Origin of the sequence: Bacillus mesophilum (assembly GCF_008923265.1) — a bacterium.
Taxonomy (GTDB): Bacteria; Bacillota; Bacilli; order Bacillales; family Cytobacillaceae; genus Cytobacillus; species Cytobacillus mesophilum.
In genome coordinates, this window is record NZ_WBOT01000009.1 from 78182 (window position 1) to 99768 (window position 21587).

Annotated in this window: 18 protein-coding genes and 2 riboswitches; all 18 genes read left to right on the forward strand. The window is 39.8% G+C overall.

Annotation, left to right across the window (positions count from 1 at the left end):
• The first annotated feature begins 1 nt into the window (after window position 1).
• The 18 genes from F7732_RS20065 (at window position 2) to ptsG (ending at window position 20929) form a co-directional block, all read left to right on the forward strand.
• Window positions 2-208: a hypothetical protein gene (locus tag F7732_RS20065; protein ID WP_151575839.1), complete on the forward strand. Its 207-nt coding sequence runs from the start codon at window positions 2-4 to the stop codon at window positions 206-208.
• A 26-nt stretch (window positions 209-234) separates the two neighbouring features.
• The gene (locus F7732_RS20070) at window positions 235-1623 is read left to right on the forward strand and encodes a vWA domain-containing protein (protein ID WP_151575840.1); all 1389 of its coding nucleotides are present in this window, start codon (window positions 235-237) and stop codon (window positions 1621-1623) included.
• Window positions 1624-1638: 15 nt separating this feature from the next.
• Window positions 1639-3345 (forward strand): hypothetical protein, encoded by a 1707-nt coding sequence (locus F7732_RS20075; RefSeq protein ID WP_151575841.1) that lies wholly within the window; start codon window positions 1639-1641, stop codon window positions 3343-3345.
• On the forward strand, window positions 3338-3931 hold the full coding sequence (locus F7732_RS20080; protein WP_151575842.1) for a hypothetical protein: 594 nt from the start codon (window positions 3338-3340) through the stop codon (window positions 3929-3931). Before F7732_RS20075 ends, F7732_RS20080 begins: the two co-directional genes overlap by 8 nt.
• 375 nt (window positions 3932-4306) lie before the next feature.
• Window positions 4307-4684, forward strand: a complete 378-nt coding sequence (locus F7732_RS20085; RefSeq protein ID WP_151575843.1) for a hypothetical protein — start codon at window positions 4307-4309, stop codon at window positions 4682-4684.
• Window positions 4677-5321, forward strand: a complete 645-nt coding sequence (locus tag F7732_RS20090) for a hypothetical protein (RefSeq protein ID WP_151575844.1) — start codon at window positions 4677-4679, stop codon at window positions 5319-5321. Before F7732_RS20085 ends, F7732_RS20090 begins: the two co-directional genes overlap by 8 nt.
• 14 nt (window positions 5322-5335) lie before the next feature.
• Complete coding sequence (locus tag F7732_RS20095) at window positions 5336-5806, forward strand: hypothetical protein (RefSeq protein ID WP_151575845.1); 471 nt, start codon at window positions 5336-5338, stop codon at window positions 5804-5806.
• On the forward strand, window positions 5772-6173 hold the full coding sequence (locus F7732_RS20100) for a pilus assembly protein (protein WP_151575846.1): 402 nt from the start codon (window positions 5772-5774) through the stop codon (window positions 6171-6173). The genes F7732_RS20095 and F7732_RS20100 overlap by 35 nt, the downstream gene beginning before the upstream one ends.
• On the forward strand, window positions 6170-6871 hold the full coding sequence (locus F7732_RS20105) for a hypothetical protein (protein ID WP_151575847.1): 702 nt from the start codon (window positions 6170-6172) through the stop codon (window positions 6869-6871). Before F7732_RS20100 ends, F7732_RS20105 begins: the two co-directional genes overlap by 4 nt.
• Before the next feature lie 133 nt (window positions 6872-7004).
• Window positions 7005-7571, forward strand: a complete 567-nt coding sequence (locus tag F7732_RS20110) for a hypothetical protein (protein ID WP_151575848.1) — start codon at window positions 7005-7007, stop codon at window positions 7569-7571.
• 234 nt (window positions 7572-7805) lie between these two features.
• Window positions 7806-9509 (forward strand): transglutaminase domain-containing protein, encoded by a 1704-nt coding sequence (locus F7732_RS20115; protein ID WP_151575849.1) that lies wholly within the window; start codon window positions 7806-7808, stop codon window positions 9507-9509.
• Window positions 9510-9794: 285 nt separating this feature from the next.
• Window positions 9795-10751: an AAA family ATPase gene (locus F7732_RS20120; protein ID WP_151575850.1), complete on the forward strand. Its 957-nt coding sequence runs from the start codon at window positions 9795-9797 to the stop codon at window positions 10749-10751.
• Window positions 10752-11969, forward strand: a complete 1218-nt coding sequence (locus F7732_RS20125) for a DUF58 domain-containing protein (protein ID WP_151575851.1) — start codon at window positions 10752-10754, stop codon at window positions 11967-11969.
• Entirely contained in the window at window positions 11966-14167 is a 2202-nt protein-coding gene (locus F7732_RS20130; RefSeq protein ID WP_151575852.1) for a transglutaminaseTgpA domain-containing protein, read from the forward strand. The genes F7732_RS20125 and F7732_RS20130 overlap by 4 nt, the downstream gene beginning before the upstream one ends.
• Before the next feature lie 63 nt (window positions 14168-14230).
• A riboswitch (purine riboswitch) is annotated at window positions 14231-14332 on the forward strand.
• Between the two features lie 177 nt (window positions 14333-14509).
• Complete coding sequence (gene guaA / locus F7732_RS20135) at window positions 14510-16030, forward strand: glutamine-hydrolyzing GMP synthase (protein ID WP_192913065.1); 1521 nt, start codon at window positions 14510-14512, stop codon at window positions 16028-16030.
• Between the two features lie 93 nt (window positions 16031-16123).
• A riboswitch (purine riboswitch) is annotated at window positions 16124-16225 on the forward strand.
• A gap of 135 nt (window positions 16226-16360) precedes the next feature.
• A complete protein-coding gene (locus F7732_RS20140; RefSeq protein WP_151575854.1) occupies window positions 16361-17689 on the forward strand; it encodes an NCS2 family permease in 1329 nt (442 codons plus the stop codon).
• 126 nt (window positions 17690-17815) lie between these two features.
• Window positions 17816-18658: a glucose PTS transporter transcription antiterminator GlcT gene (glcT, locus tag F7732_RS20145; RefSeq protein WP_151575855.1), complete on the forward strand. Its 843-nt coding sequence runs from the start codon at window positions 17816-17818 to the stop codon at window positions 18656-18658.
• A 207-nt stretch (window positions 18659-18865) separates the two neighbouring features.
• Complete coding sequence (gene ptsG, locus F7732_RS20150) at window positions 18866-20929, forward strand: glucose-specific PTS transporter subunit IIBC (protein WP_151575856.1); 2064 nt, start codon at window positions 18866-18868, stop codon at window positions 20927-20929.
• The last annotated feature ends 658 nt before the right edge of the window (window positions 20930-21587 follow it).

Consider the following 21587-nt stretch of genomic DNA (forward strand, 5'->3'; position numbering starts at 1 on the left):
AATGAAAAACATGATGATTAAGGCTTGGACAAAAGTAATGAATCCGGTGAAAAACGAAAAAGGAGCACAATCACTCGAGTGGTTAGGAATTGCAGCTCTACTCATTCTTGTATTAGGGATTGTTTCGACAGCGGTTAGTAATCAGGAAGGTGGAATAAGTTCTATTATTGAAAACATCATTCAAAAGATCACAGATATGGTAGGATGATGAGCAACAATTGGGATGGTGTAACGATGAAAAAACTCAAAATAATTTTATTCATACTCATTGCACCACTATTGCTTCTGGCGTGCAACAATGATGAAAATAGTTCAAATAAAGAAAATGAAATCACTAATAATGAGCAGGAAGTATCATCGGAAACATCTGAAGTATCTGAAACGGAAGATAGTGAACCTGTTGCTGAAGAAGACATTGAGGCTGAGCCTCTTCCTTCTACGTATGAAGAACTTGCTAATCAGCCTGTTGGAGAATTAGCAGATTTTAACCCGTCGAATACGGAGCCGGAGAAGACATTAGAAGCCTTTAAAGATCTTCCTGATATAAGCAATAATCCATCACAGACTGAACTTGATCATTATTATCGTACTCTATTATCAATGGTTCAGGACCAATTTACAGGTCCTGAACAATTGATGAGAAAATTAAAATTTGAAGCTTTAGGGGATCCAGAAATAGAAGATACAAGGTATCAATTGAAGGAACATTTAAATGTAATGATTGTATTAGATGCATCAGGGAGTATGGCGGCTGATGCAAAGGGAACACCAAAAATGACAGCAGCGAAAGAAACGATTACAAAATTTGTACAATCGCTTCCTGAAGGAGCCAAAGTGGGGCTCAGAGTGTATGGTCATGAGGGAAGCAGTTCAAATGAGGATAAGCAGCTTTCATGTTCAAGCAGTGACATTGTCTATCAGGTAAACAGCTACGATCAAAATACATTTAATCAGGCATTAGAGAGTATTCAGCCAAATGGCTGGACACCTACAGGACTTGCGTTAAAGGAAGCTCAAAATGATTTAGCACAAATGAGTGGAGAAAATAACACGAATATAATTTATCTTGTAAGTGATGGTGTATCAACATGTGAGGATAATCCTGTAGAAGCCGCAAAAAATCTCTATAATTCTAATATATCTCCAATTATAAATGTCATTGGATTTGATGTGGATGCTGAAGGGCAAAATGAATTGATTGAAATTGCGAATGAAACTGAAGGGATTTACCAAAAGGTAAATGATCAAAGTGAATTGGAGAAGGAGTTTGACCGTGTCAAAGATCTTGCTGAGACATGGCAGAATTGGAAAGATCAAAGTCAAACGAAACTGGAACGAAAACAAGTACAGAATGATCTTAGTATCTTTAGTTATATTACAACAGAAGAATCCACTGCAACGTATCAGAGATCTGACATTGATACGATTTTGTTCAATTTTAAAGAAGAAGAAAAAATGGATCGAGACTCCTATGATTACTTAAAAAGTAAAAATAAAGAATTTCATGATTGGGTCAAAAAGGAAATTGAGGACTTTAAACTGCAATTAGAAGATTTGAATAATCAAAGTTTTTCAGAAGCACTAAATGCACTCGAGGAAAAATATCAAACTAATGCTCAATAAGTGAGGTGATTATTTTTGAGTGAAAGATTGTTTAAACGTGTGGTTGCTCTTCTAATGATTGGTGTACTAGTCTTTTGGAGTGCTTTTCCAGCAGTTGTTGGAGCAGCTGGTTTTATTACACCGGGAAAACCGATTACACCAGGAAAAAGTTTCACACCAGGTAAGCCAATTTCAGGAGGGACTTTTATTATTCCTGGTAAGGCATATGATCCAGGAAATCCAGTAAATGGTGGTAATGCAGGTGGAGTATCAGGGCAGCCAATTTTACCGGGTTCACCACTTAATCTTGGGTCATTTATGATCCCGAATGCACCTCCAGCACCGCCAAGTTCATTTTATTGGCAGGGAAACCCAATTAACGCTGGTAATGCCGTTCAAGGTGGCAACGCCATTGCAGGAGGCGACGCAGCGAACGGAGGCGACGCGGCGAATGGCGGAAATGCTGCCAACGGAGGCGACGCGGCGAACGGCGGAAATGCCGCTAACGGAGGCAACGCAGTGAATGGCGGAAATGCCGCTAACGGTGGCGATGCAGTAAATGGCGGAAATGCCGCTAACGGTGGCGATGCCGCAAATGGCGGAAATGCCGCTAACGGTGGCAACGCGGCGAACGGCGGAAATGCCGCTAACGGTGGCGATGCAGCGAATGGCGGAGATGCCGCTAACGGTGGCGACGCAGCAAATGGCGGAAATGCAGCCAATGGAGGCGACGCAGCAAATGGCGGAAATGCCGCTAATGGAGGCGACGCAGCCAACGGTGGAAATGGTGCCAACGGCGACGCAGCCAACGGAGGCAACGCGCCATTGGGGAATTCTTCTGATGCAGGTGATGTTCCTCCTTGGTACAATGTCATATTTAAATCAACTGATGGCTCTAAAGGAGTTTTTAGTCATGTGACTGGAGCAATTGGTGACTTTAAATCATTTGGCTTAGGTTTTCTGAATCGGGATGTAGCTGGTGCAGTGTTATCAATGGCTGCTGGATTTAAATATGCTCCGATTCCGGGAACTTCTAACTATGCGATCTATGGGAAAAATGGCTATAACAATAGCTTGCTTGATAATTTATATCAAAGATATAAAAATTACACCTTTAATGGGGAAGAGAGAAATCTCGGACCAAACTCAAGAAGAATTAGTGAAACAAGACTGAATGCTTTTTTGGATAGCAAAAAATTGAGACCGACTGATAGAGGCTTTTGGAGCCATGTTGGAAATTCAGTCAAAAATTCGATTAAAAACAGCTGGAGCCCGTTCAGCAGCAAAGTTTTCAATCCAAAAAACTGGCTGAGCACAAGTGTGTTTAATAAAGATTTCTTTGCCAAGAGCAATATGCTAAAGCTAAGCGGCCCTGTCGGTTATATTACTACAGCTGCGAGCAGTGTATTTGATTATGGCTGGGGATCTAAGAGTGATATTGGCCTCGCTTCTACCAACTTTGCTGCCGATTTAACTACAGATGTGGCTGTTGGTGTTGTATCAACTGGTATCGGAAGTGTGGCTTCCAGTATGGCAGCCGGTGCAGTCGCTGGATCGGTCGTCCCAGGACTCGGAACAATTGTTGGAGCAGGAGCAGGTTTACTTGCAGGTATCGGAACCACTTACTTAATCAATGGAACAGCTACCGGCCGAAAGGTAAAGAAAGCTGTTTCAGATGGAATTAAAAAAGCCTACGATTGGGTTGGCGGAGGCTTGAAGAAACTGGGTGGTTTATTTGGTTAAAGATGTAGAGAGAACAGCAAAGAAATTCTTTGATGGAAATGGAATGTATTTATTAGGCTCAAACCTCTTAATGGGGACTATTTTGAGCCTAATCCCCTCGGGGTCACTTAATATCTTTTTGTTATTCATGCTGATTACAGCGATTGAGGCTGTGATCGCCTGGACTTGGTGGAAGAAGGATATGGAGATTGTCCGGTTTAATTCCTTAACAGCTTTTTTACTCGTAGCTACATTGGGATTATTTGCGGTGTTCCCTTTATTCCGTTTAACAGCGGGCGTACCATTTTGGCTAATCTTGATCGCATACTTGCTTGTAGTCGCATATGCGCTTTATAGGAAAGAAGTTATCTTTCAAGCCTTCTATAATCCGCAGAAGTCCAAATTATATCTCGGTGTCATGCTTGTGCTGGTGATCTTTTTGATCGTTGGTGCTTTCTCCTTCCGATATGGCCAAGAGATGGTTATTTTAGCGAGCCTGAATGATGGTTCGGGAGCTTTTTTTGTTGCAATATTTGCTTATTTGCTGGGCTTATTACTGACGTTTGTATCAACAGCATTATTAAAAAAGCCAGCTGAAATAAAATAGGCGCTATTAAAATCAAAACCTGGAAAAGGAGTCGTGTTTAGGCCGTAATCGAGACACGGAACACCAGGAACTGGAAAACAGAATCGTGTTTAAGCGGTAATCGAGACATGAAAAACCAAAACCTGGAAAAAAGAGTCGTGTTTAAGCCGTAATTAAGACACGAAACACCAGGAACTGGAAAATAGTGTCGTGTTTAAGCGGTAATCACGCCACGAAACACCAGGAACTGGAAAATGGAGTCGCGTTTTAAGCGGGAATCGCGCCACAAAACACCAGAAACTGGAACTCATGTCGTGTTTAAGTCGTAATAAGCTGCAATAAATAGGTGCAGTCAGCTGTTTGGTGAAAATTTCTTTGAATACGGGGGTGTAAGAGATGTTTAGTTTCTCCGGTTTTTTAAAAACGTTAGGCATTGTTTTACTTGTGTTTATTGCCCTGTCCTTTGTTTTGGGCTTCGTGGGACTTAATCATATGGGAGCTTTGCTGGCAATGATGTATTTCTTTTGTTATCTGTTAGCCGGAGTATTGGCCCCTATGTGGAATAAAAAGACGCCGTATTTTGCAAGTTTTATGCTAAGTGTCACGTTAACAGTTTTAAACTTAGTTGCCGCAATCTATTTGCTGGATGTTATGGTTTTGGCCGATCCAGCCGAAATTAACAGCAGCTTGGTTTACAATACAGCATTGTCACTGCTGGCAACATTCGTAACGGTAAAAATAAAGGAGAAGAGAGGGGGAGAAACCTTTGCTTAGAGATGTAGCGGACCTATACAATCGAAATATCATTAATATACTGCTGATATGTTTAATCTTAGTTGTGCCAATTACATTCTTTAACTATGCTGCGATTGTTTACATAATTAATTTAAATACGCTGGAATATGCAAACATTCCTGCTTTAGCATTATGGGTTTTAAACTTCACAATTTTATTCCCTCCCTTTTTTCTCATAGCTAAAATGGATCGAACTGAACAAGAGGTGAATTTAAAGCAAATTCTGTCATTTTTTATCATGAAATTCGGATTTGTGGCTGCCATTACGATTGTATTTTTCGCAATTGGAATGTTCGGATCCGTACTCCTCTTTATTCCAAGTTTAATAGCAGTGCTGATTATTCTACTTTTTCCATTATATGCGGATCGCGAAAGTATTAAGGACGCGATGCAAGGGGTTTGGGAAATTATTAAAAGAGAGCATATATTTTTATTTATCGATGTTCTCATTATTGTTTCCTTGAATGTGCTCGTTTGGTCAGGGTCATTATACTTGCTTGGAGGCTTTGAGAATAACACACTAGTCTTTATTGTTCTTCGTGCCTTAATTAATTCACTCATTTTTCCGGTAGTATATTTCTATTTAACGTTTAAATATCGAAAAGATTTTGCGTAAAGAAGGTGAAGAAAATGACAGAAACAGAACAAACAGCAACTGGATTTAAACAAGTGCATGTTGCGTTAGTTGTATTATTTTCAATTTTAACTCTAGGTGTGTATTTAGCCTACTGGTTTTTAAGCAGACGTCATGCCATAAGAGAGTATGAAGGTTCTGGGTATATCCCGTTTAAGTGGTGGGGAGTCTTTCTCGTTCTTCTCTCATTATCCTTTTTATATAAGTTTATTGGTCCAATTTTTCTGACACCATATGGAGTAGCCCTTTTTGATTCAATTGATATGATATTTTCCTATTATTTTTTAGGAATACTCTATTATTCTGTCTTTCGTTTAAAAACAATTATAGAAGATGCATATGAGGAGAAATTATTTGCCTCTTGGCTTCTTGTGTTATTTCATGTTTGGTATATCCAGTATAAATTGAACAGGTTAGGGGACGTTGATATCAATGAAAAAGCTCTTGCGCCCCAAATGGCAAAATGAGGATGGGGCAATTAGTTTAGAATTCTTAGGAATTTTGCCGTTTTTCTTTCTATTTTTCTTGCTCCTTTGGCAAGTGGTTGGCACAGGCTATGCAGTCTTTACCGCTAAAACGGCAGCGAATGACGCAGCGAAGACCTATGCAGCTACCAATGATCTTCAGGAAGCAATGCAAACAGCTAGGGAATCAATTGGATCCAGCAGTGTTTTATCCTATAAAAATCTCATTCGAGAATATTCGACTAACGGAGATTTCAAGCTTGTTCTGTACACAGAGCACACATTAAGTTTTGTACCGGATATGTGGAGGGAGCAGGCAACTTTCGAATTGAATGAAGAAGCATTTGGAAAGGTTTTGTATACAGAATGAAGTGGCTGAATAATGAAAGAGGAAATGCCGCAATCTTCATGCTGTGGCTCCTTGGGATTGTGGCCATTATATTTGTCCTGACGATCAATATAGTAAAAGTCTATATTGTAAAGGAGCATAGCAGTCTTTCCGCAGAGCAGGCTGCTTTAGCAGGAACGGCAGTACTGATAGAAAATACAGCGCAAGCCATTGAAAACTATGAAAGAAATCCGAACTACCTGCTGATTAGGGAAATTCATGAATTAGCGGAAGGAAAATCGTACTCTGAACAAATTGAGGATAAAAAGAACCAATATCTGAGCAGCGGCAGTGATGAATCGACAGCGTATATTAAAGCTGTTAATGAGGTATTAACACAGGAGCGGTTAATTGAGAATGGTTTTTTAAAACAAGAATTAAGAAGAGAATTATCAGAAACGAAAGCTGGGGCAGAAGCTTTAGTTCGTTCGGCTGTCATGAATGTTATTAACAGTAATCATGCCAGAACAGAGGACACGGAGATCTCATTTTCTCTTGATAAATGGCGAGTTGAGGTGGAATCAACGGTTCGATTTGAATCTGTTTCGGATAATAAGTATATCTCAAGATTTATAGAAGATATTCCGCAAAAAGGGTATGGACCAACTCTTGCTTATATGGAAAATGTATATGCAAGCGGCATGAACTTCCCGGAACTTCCTGAAGAAGAATCAGAATAAGAATAGGATCAAACGGAAAGAACTGACCTTTATTTGCAGCAGGTTTAGTTCTTTTTTCACATTCAGTGTCCTTTCTATTAGCAGATCGCTAAACAGTCTGGCTGTCTTTTTAAGAAAAATAGAGGTGTTTATAGTGAATTTAGGAGCATACCGTGAGGATCCGCTGGCTGATAATATAATCTATCTATGGATCTTACCAAGTTTAGCGATTTTAGGTTTTATGTTTTATCCAGAAGCAGAGCCCATTGCCGTGGTTATTGGCAGTGCAGTGATCTTTTTAATGATTGTATTATCAATTCTGATGAAAATAAAAAAGTGGCATTATTATTTAGGGTTTAGAGGATTGGTTACAGTAATTTATCTTGACCTTACTTCTGTGTTTATGGCATTGACGATCATAAGAGCCGGCGGTGGCATCGTGATTTCAAGCATTCTACTCGTGATGTTAATCTTAACCATTTTTATTGCATTTAGATTCCCGAATTTTGTTCTAACAGAAGCAAATGAACCTCGTACGAAAATTGGGAAGGTGATTGTTTCCTTTGCCTATTTGGGAAGCGCGGCGGCTACGGCGATTGGATATTGGTCTGTAAATGGGTTCGGGGCAAGCCTTGTATTAACAATCGTTTTTGTTTTATTTCTTATTGTGATTGCTTTGGCTCACGCAAGTTTTCGTTTGACATTGAAACGGTCAGAGTAAAAGCAGAAGTTTTATATTATAAAATATCAATCTTTTATAATATAACTGTGTTTGGTGCAGCAGCTTAATCAAAGAGATAAACTTTGAAAAGAGCAGGTCATGTAATGAAAAAAAAGAACTTTACTCATCATTTATTTCACCTTATAAAACCAGGAATGGTTAATTTTACCCAGGAACCTTTCTACTGAAATACCGTAAACATACATAAGAAATAAGCGTAAAGGGAGGAAAAACATGATTAAAAAAGCACCATGGTTATTCATGCTCTTTTTATCGGCATGTTTGCTTCTTTTAGCTGGCTGTGCTGATAAAACGGATAGCACTAATAACCAAGAAGAAGAGGAGACAGAGAAGGCTGATCAATATGACCAGTTAGCACAAGAGAAAAATGAGGAACTGGAGCTCGAACCGCTTGAGCTGACTTCTTATAGCGAAGAAGTAGGAGCGGAAATTGCCGAGCCTGCATATAAGCATTTTGCTGCAAACGGCAAGGTAACCGTTGAAGGCACAATTGAAAAGCATGCTGAGTTGAAGTCAGACTATGTTTGGATAAAAATTCATGCAGACGAGGAAGGCCCTGCGGGTGATAAGCATGAGTATTATGCACCGATTACTGATGGGGAATTTAAACAGGATATTCGCTTCTTTAACGGTGAAGGAGAGTATCGAGTCGAGGTTCAGGTGCCGAGTACGGATCGTGATAACTATTATTATGATACAGCTAAATTTACGGTTGAGAATGTGAATCCAGATATGAATAGGGATATTAGCTATACGCCATTTGGATTTGAAGCCGGATTGAACCTTGAAGGCGATACAAGTTATTTGCAAGAAGAAGAGGTATTCTCCTTAAAAGGAGCAGTGACGGAATTAACGGATGATGATACCTTAATGCTTGTGCTGCGAAAAGACAGCGAAACATGGAAGCATTTAATCCCGCTCGATGGCGGCGAGTTTTCATATGACGTTCCTCTTTTCTATGGAGCAGGCCTTCACGAGCTTGAAGTGCTTGTGCCAGATGAAGAGCGGGAAAATTATTACCAAACGGCAACAACGCTTTTAATAGATAACGAGTCAGAACAAATAATGGAGCCGATTGAATACTCAAAGACATATATGGAGCGAGGAGTAACTCTTGATTTTCCTCAGTATGGAGGAGAAGAGACAGATGGAGTCTATGAGGTTAAAGGAACAATTGACCCTAACGCAGAATTTGGTCCTGAAACAGATCATATCTATATCACAACCAAAAAAGGGGAAGATGAAGCATTGGATGTCATTCCTGTTGAGGATTACCAATTTAATGATTCCTTTCATTTAAGATTTGGTCCGGGCATATATGAAGTGACGGTGAGTGTTCCTGAGATCAAAGAGGAGAATAGTGACTATTTCCGATATTTTGGCTTCGCGAAGTTCCATGTAGATTCCACTGCACCAGATGAGCGGGATCTCCTGCCGTCAAGAGGTGTGCAGTCCGATGACCCGCAAATCATCAGCTTGGCAGAGGAAGTAACCGGCGGCATTGCTGGTGAGCGGGAAAAAGTGAAAGCGGTCTATGAATATGTAGCTAAAAATATTGCATATGATGTTGAAAAATATGAAACAGATAATTTTAATTGGGATGACAGTGCATTAAAAGTTCTGGAACTTAAAAAAGGCGTTTGTCAGGATTATGCGTATTTAGCGATCGCCATGCTGCGTGCTGCTGATATTGAAGCTAGATTTGTAGAAGGCAAGGCGAAAGGAAGCGGCATATTGCCTGGCAATCATGCATGGGTAGAAGCGAAGGTAGATGGAAACTGGCTGACAATGGATCCAACATGGGGTTCTGGCTATGTGGACGATGATGTTTTTACAGCAAAATACAATGAAGACTATTTTGACCCAAATCCAGATGAGTTCGCTAAAACACATACTCGCACTGGTGTAGCATATTAGATTAGTAGTTTGCGGACTGACCTATGAGGGCAGTCCGCATTGTTACATATAAGCTATTATTTGTTTAGTTGAAGAAAAAGACCCAGAATTTTCTTCCCCTCTTCAGGACTGTTTCGCAAGCAGTTTTTTCCCAATTCCTGTTATAATAAAGAAGTGTCATTTCAACTGATTATTCACAACGTTTTGAATTTAAAACAGGACTTTGTTCATTTAGGTAGAATTTATTAGATAGCAGATTAATTTCGACAAATTTCCTTGCTGCAGGTGAGGAACTAGGAGGTAATTATGGGGAAAGATTATATGCATCCAGCCATTGAGCGGGTGCTCAAGAATATAGAGAAGGTTATTATTGGGAAACGTCAGGTTGCAGAGCTTAGTCTTGTTGCACTGCTGGCGGAAGGTCATGTATTGCTCGAGGATGTTCCAGGTGTGGGGAAGACCATGATGGTTAGAACGCTGGCGAAATCAGTAGGAGCGCAATTTCGCAGAATTCAATTTACACCAGACCTTCTTCCGTCTGATGTGACAGGTGTTTCTATTTATAATCCAAAAGAAATGGAATTTCAATTCCGTCCAGGCCCAATTATGGGGAATATTATTTTGGCTGATGAAATTAACCGTACTTCTCCCAAAACACAATCCGCATTGCTGGAAGGTTTGGAGGAAGGCAGTGTCACGATTGATGGTGTTACACATCGTTTAGAGAAACCTTTCTTTGTTATGGCTACACAGAATCCAATTGAATATGAAGGAACCTATCCGCTTCCAGAAGCACAGCTGGACCGTTTTTTATTAAAAATGAAAATGGGATACCCTGATGCAGCCGAAGAGCTTGAGGTGCTGAATAGTGTTCAAAGGCTTTCACCACTTGAAGAATTAGAGCCGGCAATTGATTTGGCGGAGCTAAAGGATTTGCAAATGCAGGTGAAAGAAGTGCATGTAGATGAAACGATTAAAAGATATATCGTTGAAATTGCTGAACGAACCAGAAGTCATGGAAATGTTTATCTGGGGGTAAGCCCCCGCGGATCCATCGCATTAATGAAGGCTGCTCAGGCGTATGCCTTCTTAAATGGAAGAGATTTTGTGCTGCCGGACGATATTCAATATTTAGCTCCAGCTGTATTTGAGCATCGATTAATACTTAAATCTGAAGCGAAATTTGAAGGGATAACATCGGGGGATGTCATAGATCGAATTCTTGCCAGGACTCCCGTTCCAGTTCAAAGGGCTGTGAAATAAATGAAGCAATCTCTTAAAGTATTAAAGGGTGTTTGGAAATTAGTTGTGCTCTTTTTCTTGATCATCCTTACATTTTCATATGCCATGTTTCAAGGCGGGTTTGTCAGCTGGTTTTTATTTTACAGCTTCCTGCCTTTTGCCTTATATGGGCTATTCCTCGTTTTCTATCCATTTCAGCGGATTGAAGCTGTGCGTTCATTATCGAAACACGAGTTTAATGCAGGTGAACAGTTGAAGGTATCAATTGAGCTTGAAAGATCTAATCAGTTTCCGCTCTTCTTTCTTGTGGTTGAAGATTGTATTGATGAAAAAATAAATCAGTTTGGAATGGTCAATAAATCAAAAACGCTCATGTTCCCTGGCTTTCAAAAAAGATTATCCTATGAATATGTGCTTGAGAGTCTGCCGAGGGGCGAGCATATTATTCCTGCTATTCGGTTGAAAACGGGGGATCCGCTCGGTTTAATTGAAAAAGAGATCGTTGTAAAAACAGAAGCGAGATTTGTTGTTTATCCATCTTATGAAGAATTAATTTATAAACCTTTTGAAAATCATTACGATCAAGGAATGACTGCTTCAAGAGAGCGAGTTCAAAGAGATACATCGATGGCGATTGGCATTAGAGAATATCAGCCGGGTGATCGTTTTTCCTGGATAAATTGGAAGGCGACGGCAAAGCGCAATGATATTATGACAAAGGAATTTGAGCAGCGCCAATCTCATGATGTTTATATTATGATGGACTGTTCGCCGCATCGTTCCTTTGAAGCGATTGTATCGTTTTCGGCCTCTATTATGAGAGCCATTTTGCGCAAAGGTGCTCAAGTTGGCTTTTTGACTTCTTCGGCTGATCGGGCTGCTTTTCCGATTCGCGGAGGGGAAACGCAGCAGCAGCAGCTCTTTTATCACCTTGCGAAAGTGAGAGACGAGAGCGCTGTGTCGTTTGATCGTGTATTGGAAACTGAAAAATTTCTCGCGCAGCAAAACTTCAATTTAATGCTTGTGACAGGGGAGTTAACAAAGGCATTAATTGAGAAAGCTGGTTACTTCTCTTCCCGCAAAGGAATCGTAACGATTTTTTTAATAAAAGGAAAAAATGATTCTTCGACAGAATTGGAGCTTGCTTTGAAGTCTGAAAGCACGGCGAGAGGTATTCGTGTTGTGATGATTCATGACGGCAACTTCTCCGAGGCTTTTTCGGAGGTGAGAAAAGCTTGAAAATACGTGATGTGAGAAGAGATTTAACGACACTGATCTTATACGCAATTGGATTTTTTCTGCTGTGGGAATGGTTAAGACCTGTTGAACAGCTGACAGACACCTCAAATATATGGCTATTTATAATGTTTGCAGGAGTATCGTTACTATTAGCCTACTTAGGTACACCCATTATATTGAGCGGTATTGTTAAGATCGTATTTATTTTATATGTCCTTCACTTTTTATATGGAGAAGGTTCGTTTCTGTCGCTTTCATGGGCAGGTTCGTTTCTGGAGGATATCTTTGCTAATTCTGAGACGATCCTCAATCGGGATTGGCCAAGTCTTACAAATCATTTTCGCAGTCTGTTATTTTTTGTGCTTTTGTGGCTGATGACCTATCTGGTTCATTATTGGCTGATGAACAGAAGGCAAATCTTTATTTTCTTCTTTATGACGATGATCTATATCACTGTTTTAGATACGTTTACACCGTATGAAGCGGATATGGCGATCGTTCGAACCATCATTTTAGGCTTCGCTGCCATGGGGATCTTAACCTACTATCGATACCTGGAAAAGGAAGGGGTAAAAGCCTCTCTTCATTTCTCGCGCAAATGGATGCTCCCGCTTGCCATTATGATCGCTCTAAGTGTTGGGGTTGGACTAGCTGCACCAAAGGCTGATCCTATTTGGCCGGATCCTGTCCCGTTTATTCAATCGTACAGTGAGGATAGCGGAGGTCCTGGTCCTGGAATTAAAAAGATTGGATATGGAGAAAATGATTCTCAGCTAGGCGGGCCTTTTATTGGTGATGACACACTAGTGATGAGAACGGAAACGCAATCACGTCATTATTGGAAGATTGAAACGAAGGATATTTATACTGGAAAAGGCTGGATAAGGTCGGAAGATGATGAAGGTGAAGTGTTCTTTGGGGCAGATGAGATTGTGCCTATTCCAGAGCTTACAGAAGATGTGACATCTGAAAAGACACAAAGAACCAGCTCTGTTTTAAATGTTATGAATTATGATCATATTGCTTACCCGCTAGGTGTTCAAACGATTACAACGAATCCTGAGCTGACCTATTCACTTGATTCAGAAATTGAAAAAATCAGCACCCAAAATCAAACAGGCAGAAGTACACCAGCAGCGGAATATGAGGTCACATATCAATCCTCTCAATATAGTGTGACAACACTTCAGTCATCAAATAGGGAAACAGAGCTCCCCGCTGAGATGGTTGAAAGATACACACAGTTGCCGGAAAGTCTGCCGCAGCGAGTCCGAGATCTAGCTGTTGAGATTACAGAGGATGAGAACAATTGGTTTGATATGGCTCGTGAACTGGAGTCCTATTTTAATAGCTCTGGCTTTACCTATGACCAGCAAAATGTGGCAGTTCCTGGCGAAGATGAAGATTATGTTGATCAATTCTTATTTGATACGAAAATTGGATATTGTGATAACTTCTCAACTGCTATGGTCGTGCTTGCAAGATCCCTTGACATGCCTGCCCGCTGGGTGAAGGGTTTTACAGAAGGAGACTATATAGAAGGATCAGGGAGCGGGAGAAGTGTATATGAAGTGACAAATAATAATGCCCATTCCTGGGTGGAAATCTTCTTCCCTGAGGTTGGATGGGTGCCATTTGAGCCTACACAAGGCTTCACTAATAATATACAGTACAACTTCGATACTGAAACAGATACACCTGCACAGCAGACTGAGACTCCAGAGCAGCCTGAAACTCCTGAGCTTGAGGAGGATGTGACAGAAACAGCATCGAATTCAGAAGGGTTTTCTATGACAACTATGTGGAATTCATTTAAAAGCTTTGTCGACAGAAATACTTTATGGATTATTCTGGGGGTACTAATCGCTGCCGCCGTAGGATGGGTTCTCTATCTGAAAAGAGGACGCTGGCTTCCTCGTTATTATGTCTGGAAAATGAAAAACAACAGCAGCAATCAAGATTTTACAGAGGCTTATTTTATCCTTCTTAAAGAACTGGAACGCTATGGCCTAAAGCGTAAGGAAGGGCAGACTTTAAGAGACTATGCTGCATATATTGATCAATTTTTTTCTTCCAATGAAATGGGTGAGCTTACGTCTAATTATGAGCTTTTATTATACAGAGGCAAGCTTGATGAAGATAGTTTCAAAAAGACGAAGGAATTGTGGGAAAATTTAATTAAAAAGACAATAGCTTGACCGTAAAAATAACCTGTTGTTAAAATAGGTTAAGTGAAAAAATGATTTAATAACATTAGTTCAAAATTAAATATAGCAACCCTTCATATATCCTCGATAATATGGTTCGAAAGTCTCTACCGGATCGCCGTAAATGATCTGACTATGAAGGCAGTAATTCTCTTTAGCATATAAAGCCGGAATTCTGCCTTCAGTTTTTTTGAAGAGCAGAATTGCGGTTTTTTCTTTTTATCGAACAATGTTTGGTGCTATAAATTGAACCAATGAACAACCATATAGGTCTTAATACTACTTGAAGAGGTGAACAGCGTGACGGGAAAAACAGAATTGCAAAACCAAGAAATGATCATTGTGCTGGATTTTGGCAGTCAATATAACCAGCTCATTACACGCCGTATTAGAGAATTAGGTGTATATAGTGAATTGCATCCTCACACGATTACAGCTGAGGAAATTCAAAAAATTAATCCAAAGGGCATCATCTTTTCCGGCGGTCCAAACAGTGTGTATGGCGAAGGGTCTTTCCGCTGTGATGAACGTATTTTTGATCTTGGTTTACCGATCTTTGGTATTTGCTATGGTATGCAGCTGATGACTATGCACTTTGGCGGTAAAGTTGAACAAGCAAAGCATCGTGAGTATGGAAAAGCTGTCTTAAATGTACAAAATGAATCAAAGCTATTTGCTGACCTGCCAAGTGAACAAGTAGTTTGGATGAGCCATGGAGATCTTGTTGTAGAAGCTCCACCAGGGTTTACTGTTGACGGCACAAATCCATCTTGTCCAATTGCAGCAATGAGCAATGAAGAAAAAGGATTATATGCCGTACAATTCCACCCAGAGGTTCGCCATTCTGTACACGGAAATGATATGCTGAAGAATTTTGTCTTTAATGTTTGCGACTGTACTGGCGACTGGTCCATGGAGAATTTCATTGAAATTGAGATGGAGAAAATTCGTCAAGCTGTTGGCGATAAAAAAGTGCTCTGCGCACTAAGCGGCGGAGTAGATTCATCCGTTGTTGCCGTTCTTATTCATAAGGCAATTGGTGATCAGCTGACATGTATCTTTGTTGATCATGGTCTTCTTCGCAAAGGCGAGGCGGATAGTGTAATGAAGACTTTTGCAGATGGCTTCAACATGAATGTTATTAAGGTTGATGCGAAAGAACGTTTCTTAAGCAAGTTGAAAGGTGTCAGCGATCCGGAGCAAAAACGTAAAATCATCGGCAACGAATTCATTTATGTATTTGATGATGAAGCAGTTAAGCTTGAAGGAATTGAATTTTTAGCTCAAGGGACGTTATATACAGATATTATTGAAAGCGGCACAGCTACTGCGCAAACGATTAAGTCTCACCACAATGTGGGCGGTCTGCCAGAAGACATGCAGTTCAAATTAATTGAACCTTTAAACACGCTGTTTAAAGATGAAGTACGTGCACTGGGTACTGAGCTTGGCATTTCAGATGAAGTGGTTTGGAGACAGCCGTTCCCAGGACCAGGTCTGGGAATCCGTGTTCTAGGTGAAATTTCTGAAGAAAAGCTTGAAATCGTAAGAGAATCAGATGCGATCTTAAGAGAAGAAATTAAAAAAGCTGGACTGGATCGTGATATTTGGCAATACTTCACTGTGCTTCCGGATATTCGCAGTGTTGGAGTAATGGGAGATGCAAGAACGTACGATTATACAATTGGAATTCGTGCTGTTACATCCATTGATGGCATGACATCTGACTGGGCCCGTATTCCGTGGGATGTGCTAGAACTGATCTCAACAAGAATTGTGAACGAGGTAAATCATATTAACCGTGTTGTATATGATATCACTAGTAAGCCGCCTGCGACGATTGAGTGGGAATAACTGCAAAATACGAACGTTTTAAAAAACGAACATGAAAATGTTCGTTTTTTTTTATTGACTCAAAAGTCCTATACTGCTAAAATAAAAAAGAATTAAATATTTGTCGTAATACGTCGTATAATTTTGGGAATATGGCCCAAGAGTTTCTACCAAGCTGCCGTAAATAGCTGGACTACGAGGTAAGTGTTATGCACAGTTTCGGGTATGATCAGCTATTATTCTTTATTCTTTTTATCCCGCAGCTTTCATAATCTCGCCTTAAAGTCTTAGCTCCGGTTGCTTGCCGGAGCTTTTTTATTTTTAAAAAAGAGATTCATAGGAGGAGAAACAATGAAGAAGTATTTCCAGTTCGAAGAGCTTGGAACAAATTATCGCCGTGAAATTCTTGGCGGTCTGACTACGTTCTTATCAATGGCTTATATTTTAGCGGTAAACCCATTTACATTATCACTGGGAGATGTGCCAGATCTGCCTGAGTCAATGAGAATGGACCAAGGAGCTGTCTTTGTAGCAACTGCACTTGCTGCAGCAATTGGATCATTAATAATGGGGCTTCTTGCCAGATATCCAGTTGCGCTTGCGCCAGGTATGGGATTAAATGCATTCTTTGCTTATACAGTTGTCCTGACAATGGGGATTCCTTGGGAGCATGCATTAGGCGGAGTAATGATCTCTGGTCTGATATTTATTGTATTATCTCTATCAGGTATTCGGGAAAAAATCATCAATGCCATTCCTGCTGAGCTTAAATATGCAGTTTCTGCAGGTATCGGTTTGTTTATTACCTTTGTTGGTGCACAAAATGCAAATATTATTGTGAATGATGATGCTGTTTTATTAGGTTTTGGTGATTTAAGTGATGGCAATGTCCTTTTGGCTATTTTTGGAATTTTGATTACGGTTATATTAATGACAAGAGGAGTTAAAGGCGGAATCTTTATCGGAATGGTGATCACTGCGGTCGCTGGGATGATTTTTGGATTGGTTGGGAAACCTGATGCAATTGTTGGCAGCATTCCTGACGTTAGCCCAACATTCGGAGCTGCTTTTAGTGCTTTTGGTGATAGTTCATTCTTTTCAACACAAATGCTGGTTGTGATCTTGACGTTCTTGTTTGTTGATTTCTTTGACACCGCAGGTACATTAGTTGGGGTAGCCAACCAAGCGGGATTAATGAAGGATAACAAACTTCCTCGTGCAGGAAAAGCGCTTCTTGCTGATTCGACAGCAACGGTTGCTGGAGCAGTGCTTGGAACATCAACGACTACTTCATATATTGAATCAACTGCTGGTGTTGCAGCTGGAGCTAGAACTGGTTTAGCTGCTGTCGTTACAGGTGTGTTATTTTTAATTGCACTGTTCTTCTCACCGCTTTTATCGGTGGTTACTTCTGCCGTAACAGCACCTGCCTTAATTATTGTTGGAGTACTTATGGTAGCTTCGTTAGGAAAGATTGATTGGACGAAATTTGAAATTGCAGTTCCTGCGTTTTTAACGATTTTGGCAATGCCTTTAACATATAGTATTGCAACTGGTATTGCGATCGGGTTCATCTTCTATCCGATTACGATGATTGTAAAAGGTAAGATAAAAGAAATCCATCCAATCATGTACTTCTTATTCGTTGTATTTGTTCTCTATTTTATTTTCTTAAAATAATAATAGCTGGAGACCTGTCGTGAAATGGCGGGTCTCTTTTTTTAATTGATTGACTATTAAATTACGATTGACTTCATATTCATGCTCTTATAACATAAAGTACATAATGCTGGACGGAGAGAGCGTATGAATAATTATCGAATAAAAAAAGCTTTAAATAATAATGTAATTATAGGCACGCATGATGATTTCGGAGAAGTTGTCATTATTGGCAAGGGTGTTGGTTTTAATCGAAATAAAGATGATATCATATCAGAAGAAGCGATAGAGAAATTATTTATCTTAAAAAATGAAAAAGAAAAAGAGAACTATATCAAGCTATTGCCATTTGTTGAGGATGAACTTCATCAAGCTATTATTTCTTCGATTGACTATATTAAGAAGCGCACCAAAAACGCTCTAAATGAACATATTCATGTTGCGCTGACAGACCATCTGATGTTTGCCGTTTCCCGGCTGGCAAATGGAATGGAAATGAAGAACCCGTTTCTGATTGAAACGAAAACGCTTTACCCTTTTGAGTATGATATAGCAAGGGAAGTTGTGGCGATCATTGAGCGTAAAACAGATATTCACCTGCCAGAGGGTGAAATAGGTTTTGTGGCCCTGCATATTCATAGTGCCATGCTTAATAAGGATTTATCAGAGGTTAATCAGCATTCACAGCTTGTAAGCCATATTGTAAATATGATTGAAGACCAGCTCGATATTAAAATTGATAAGGATAGTATTGATTATATGCGTCTTGTCCGCCATATCAGATTTACAATTGAAAGGGTTAACACAGGGGAAAAAGTGGAAGAGCCGATAAAAATATCTTCCCTCTTGAAAGAAGAATATCCTGTGTGTTACAATCTTTCGTGGAAGCTCATTAAGATTATGCAGCAGCAATTGAAAAAGCCTGTCTTTAGTGCAGAAGCAGTTTACTTGACGATGCATTTGCAAAGGCTGCAAAATAAAATTAAATGACTAATGAAATTATGCGTTCTACACGTGTTACTGATTCGATCAGGCATGAGTGAAGAAGGATGATTGATTTGGGTTTTTTAGGGTAACCTACCCTATAGAATCCAATTATAATCCCTTTTTCCTCATGCCTTTTTTGTTGTTATCGGTATTTTAACTCTTATTGAAAACGCTTAATGAGCTAAAAAATATTGTTTGGAGGGTTTACACATGTTTAAAAAGGTTTTCGGTGTCCTGCAAAAGGTAGGGAAGGCATTAATGCTTCCAGTTGCACTCTTGCCGGCAGCCGGTATTTTACTTGCACTGGGTTCTGCTTTAAATAACCCAACCTTATTAGAATTGGCACCGTTTCTTGATAATAGTACGGTTGAATTAATCGCATCGGTGATGCAAAAAGCCGGAGATATTGTTTTTGCCAACTTGCCGGTGCTGTTTGCCGTCGGTGTTGCTGTGGGACTTGCTGGCGGTGAAGGTGTAGCAGGATTAGCGGCGATCATCGGATACTTAATTATGAATGTGACAATGGGAACAGCAGCAGGGATTGCTGCTGAAGATGTCAATGGATTGAATTATGCAAACGTACTAGGGATTCCAACGCTGCAAACAGGTGTGTTTGGCGGTATTATTGTCGGGATCATTGCAGCTACTCTTTATAATAAATTTTTTGAAATCGAGCTTCCTTCTTACTTAGGATTTTTCGCTGGTAAACGGTTCGTTCCGATTGTAACTGCAGGAGCATCTGTCATACTTGGGGTTGTGATGCTATTTATCTGGCCTCCAATTCAAGACGCATTAAATGCATTTTCGCAAAATATGGTTCATGCCAATTTAACGATTTCTGCTTTCGTGTTTGGTTTGATTGAACGTTCTCTTATTCCTTTTGGATTGCACCACATATTCTATTCTCCATTCTGGTATGAATTTGGTGAATACTTAACAAATGCTGGTGAAGTAGTCCGAGGAGATCAGCGTATCTTCATGGCTCAGATCACTGATAATGTACAAAACCTAACAGCTGGAACGTTTATGACTGGTAAATTCCCGTTCATGATGTTTGGTCTTCCAGCAGCAGCTTTAGCGATTTATCACGAAGCACGTCCAGAGAAAAAAGTACTTGTTGGGGGCTTAATGGCTTCTGCGGCGCTTACTTCTTTCTTAACGGGTATCACAGAACCACTTGAGTTCTCATTCCTATTCGTTGCACCAGTTCTATTTGCAATCCATGCAGTCTTTGCTGGACTTTCTTTTATGACCATGCATTTATTGGATGTAAAAATCGGTATGACATTCTCAGGCGGTCTCATTGACTATATCCTGTTCGGTTTAATTAATCCGCAGACAAATGCGTGGATCGTAATCCCGGTTGGGTTAGTGTTTGCTGTTATTTACTATTTCGGATTCAGATTTGCGATTCGCAAGTTTAATCTGAAAACACCTGGCCGTGAATTGGTTGAGGATGAAGAGGAAGAAGCAGCTGGTTCAGGAAAAGGCGGAGATCTTCCGTATGATGTTTTAGAAGCAATGGGTGGCAAAGAAAATATCTCGCATTTAGATGCTTGTATCACTCGTCTCCGTGTATCGGTAAATGACATCGGATCCGTTGATAAAAACCGCCTTAAAAAGCTTGGTGCTTCAGGTGTACTCGAAGTTGGAAATAATATTCAAGCTATCTTTGGCCCGCGTTCTGAAACAATAAAAGGTCAAATCAAAGATATTATGAACGGTAAAAGACCGCGTGCTGTTGAAAAGGCTCCTGAAGGTGGAGTGGAGCAGCAAATTGAAGAAGTGAACCCAGAGGCATTACAAACAGAACATAAAGAAGATTCTTTTGTATCACCGATTAAAGGTGAAATCAAACCAATAACAGAAGTTCCGGATGCTGTATTCTCTGGAAAAATGATGGGTGATGGATTTGCAATTGTCCCTTCAGATGGGAAAATCGTTTCGCCGGTAGATGGAAAGGTCGTTAATTTATTCCCGACTAAACATGCAATTGGCATATTGTCAGACAGTGGAAGAGAGATTCTAATCCACGTCGGCATTGATACGGTTAAGTTAAAAGGACAAGGCTTTGAAACATTTGTTAAAGAAGGAGACGCTATTAAAGCAGGTCAGCAGCTGCTGCAGGTAGATCTTGAGTATATTAAACAAAATGCTCCTTCTATCATGACCCCGATTGTATTTACTAATCTGCAGTCAGGAGAAAAAGTGGTTATCAATAAACCTGGCAATGTGGATCTCAATGATAAAGAAATCATTAAGATCGAAAAATAATATATAATAGAAGAAAGTGGTCAGCTTCCCTGGTGGAAGCTGGCCATTTTGTTTGTCTAAACATGTATGAAGGAATAAAAGAAAGGTATATGGCGTATGTCTTCAAAAATACTGGTGCGTTTTTCTTGTGCGGCACCAATCTGCTGGAGTGCTTGTTTAATGAACAATGATGCAGGTGACGGAGATATTATAAGCAACATATTTTTGGGATATAGAATTTAAGTAGTAAGGAAATTGGATGATGAAGAGGTTTGAAAATTCATTAATAAGGGTATATAGATTATTAAACCTTATATGCTATCTCTTGCAGCGATAATATAATTATAATAAGGTAATTAAAGTTCCTAAATCAGAGCTCAATACTTTTTTTGAAATATTTTTTCAAAAAAATATTAGAATCCTATTGACCTATTTGGGTGTATGATGTTATTATATTTTAGCAGTCGTTATTCAGGAGTCGTTAACAGCTAAGAAAAAAAGTTGTTGACACACATGATAATAACTGATATGATAAGAAAGTCGCTAATGAAGCGGCTGAAATTGCTCTTTGAAAACTGAACGAACAATAAAACGTCAACGTTTAAAAAAGATTCTTCGGAATCAACAATGTACATTATGTACACAAGAGCTAATCAACTCTTTCTTGGAGAGTTTGATC

What these genes read in the sequence shown, in the direction of transcription:
- F7732_RS20065 (WP_151575839.1), top strand. Translation starts at nt 2, where the DNA reads ATGAAAAACATGATGATTAAGGCTTGGACAAAAGTAATGAATCCGGTG.
- F7732_RS20070 (WP_151575840.1), top strand. Translation starts at nt 235, where the DNA reads ATGAAAAAACTCAAAATAATTTTATTCATACTCATTGCACCACTATTG.
- F7732_RS20085 (WP_151575843.1), top strand. Translation starts at nt 4,307, where the DNA reads ATGTTTAGTTTCTCCGGTTTTTTAAAAACGTTAGGCATTGTTTTACTT.
- F7732_RS20095 (WP_151575845.1), top strand. Translation starts at nt 5,336, where the DNA reads ATGACAGAAACAGAACAAACAGCAACTGGATTTAAACAAGTGCATGTT.
- F7732_RS20100 (WP_151575846.1), top strand. Translation starts at nt 5,772, where the DNA reads ATGAAAAAGCTCTTGCGCCCCAAATGGCAAAATGAGGATGGGGCAATT.
- F7732_RS20105 (WP_151575847.1), top strand. Translation starts at nt 6,170, where the DNA reads ATGAAGTGGCTGAATAATGAAAGAGGAAATGCCGCAATCTTCATGCTG.
- F7732_RS20115 (WP_151575849.1), top strand. Translation starts at nt 7,806, where the DNA reads ATGATTAAAAAAGCACCATGGTTATTCATGCTCTTTTTATCGGCATGT.
- F7732_RS20120 (WP_151575850.1), top strand. Translation starts at nt 9,795, where the DNA reads ATGGGGAAAGATTATATGCATCCAGCCATTGAGCGGGTGCTCAAGAAT.
- F7732_RS20125 (WP_151575851.1), top strand. Translation starts at nt 10,752, where the DNA reads ATGAAGCAATCTCTTAAAGTATTAAAGGGTGTTTGGAAATTAGTTGTG.
- guaA (WP_192913065.1), top strand. Translation starts at nt 14,510, where the DNA reads ATGATCATTGTGCTGGATTTTGGCAGTCAATATAACCAGCTCATTACA.
- F7732_RS20140 (WP_151575854.1), top strand. Translation starts at nt 16,361, where the DNA reads ATGAAGAAGTATTTCCAGTTCGAAGAGCTTGGAACAAATTATCGCCGT.
- glcT (WP_151575855.1), top strand. Translation starts at nt 17,816, where the DNA reads ATGAATAATTATCGAATAAAAAAAGCTTTAAATAATAATGTAATTATA.
- ptsG (WP_151575856.1), top strand. Translation starts at nt 18,866, where the DNA reads ATGTTTAAAAAGGTTTTCGGTGTCCTGCAAAAGGTAGGGAAGGCATTA.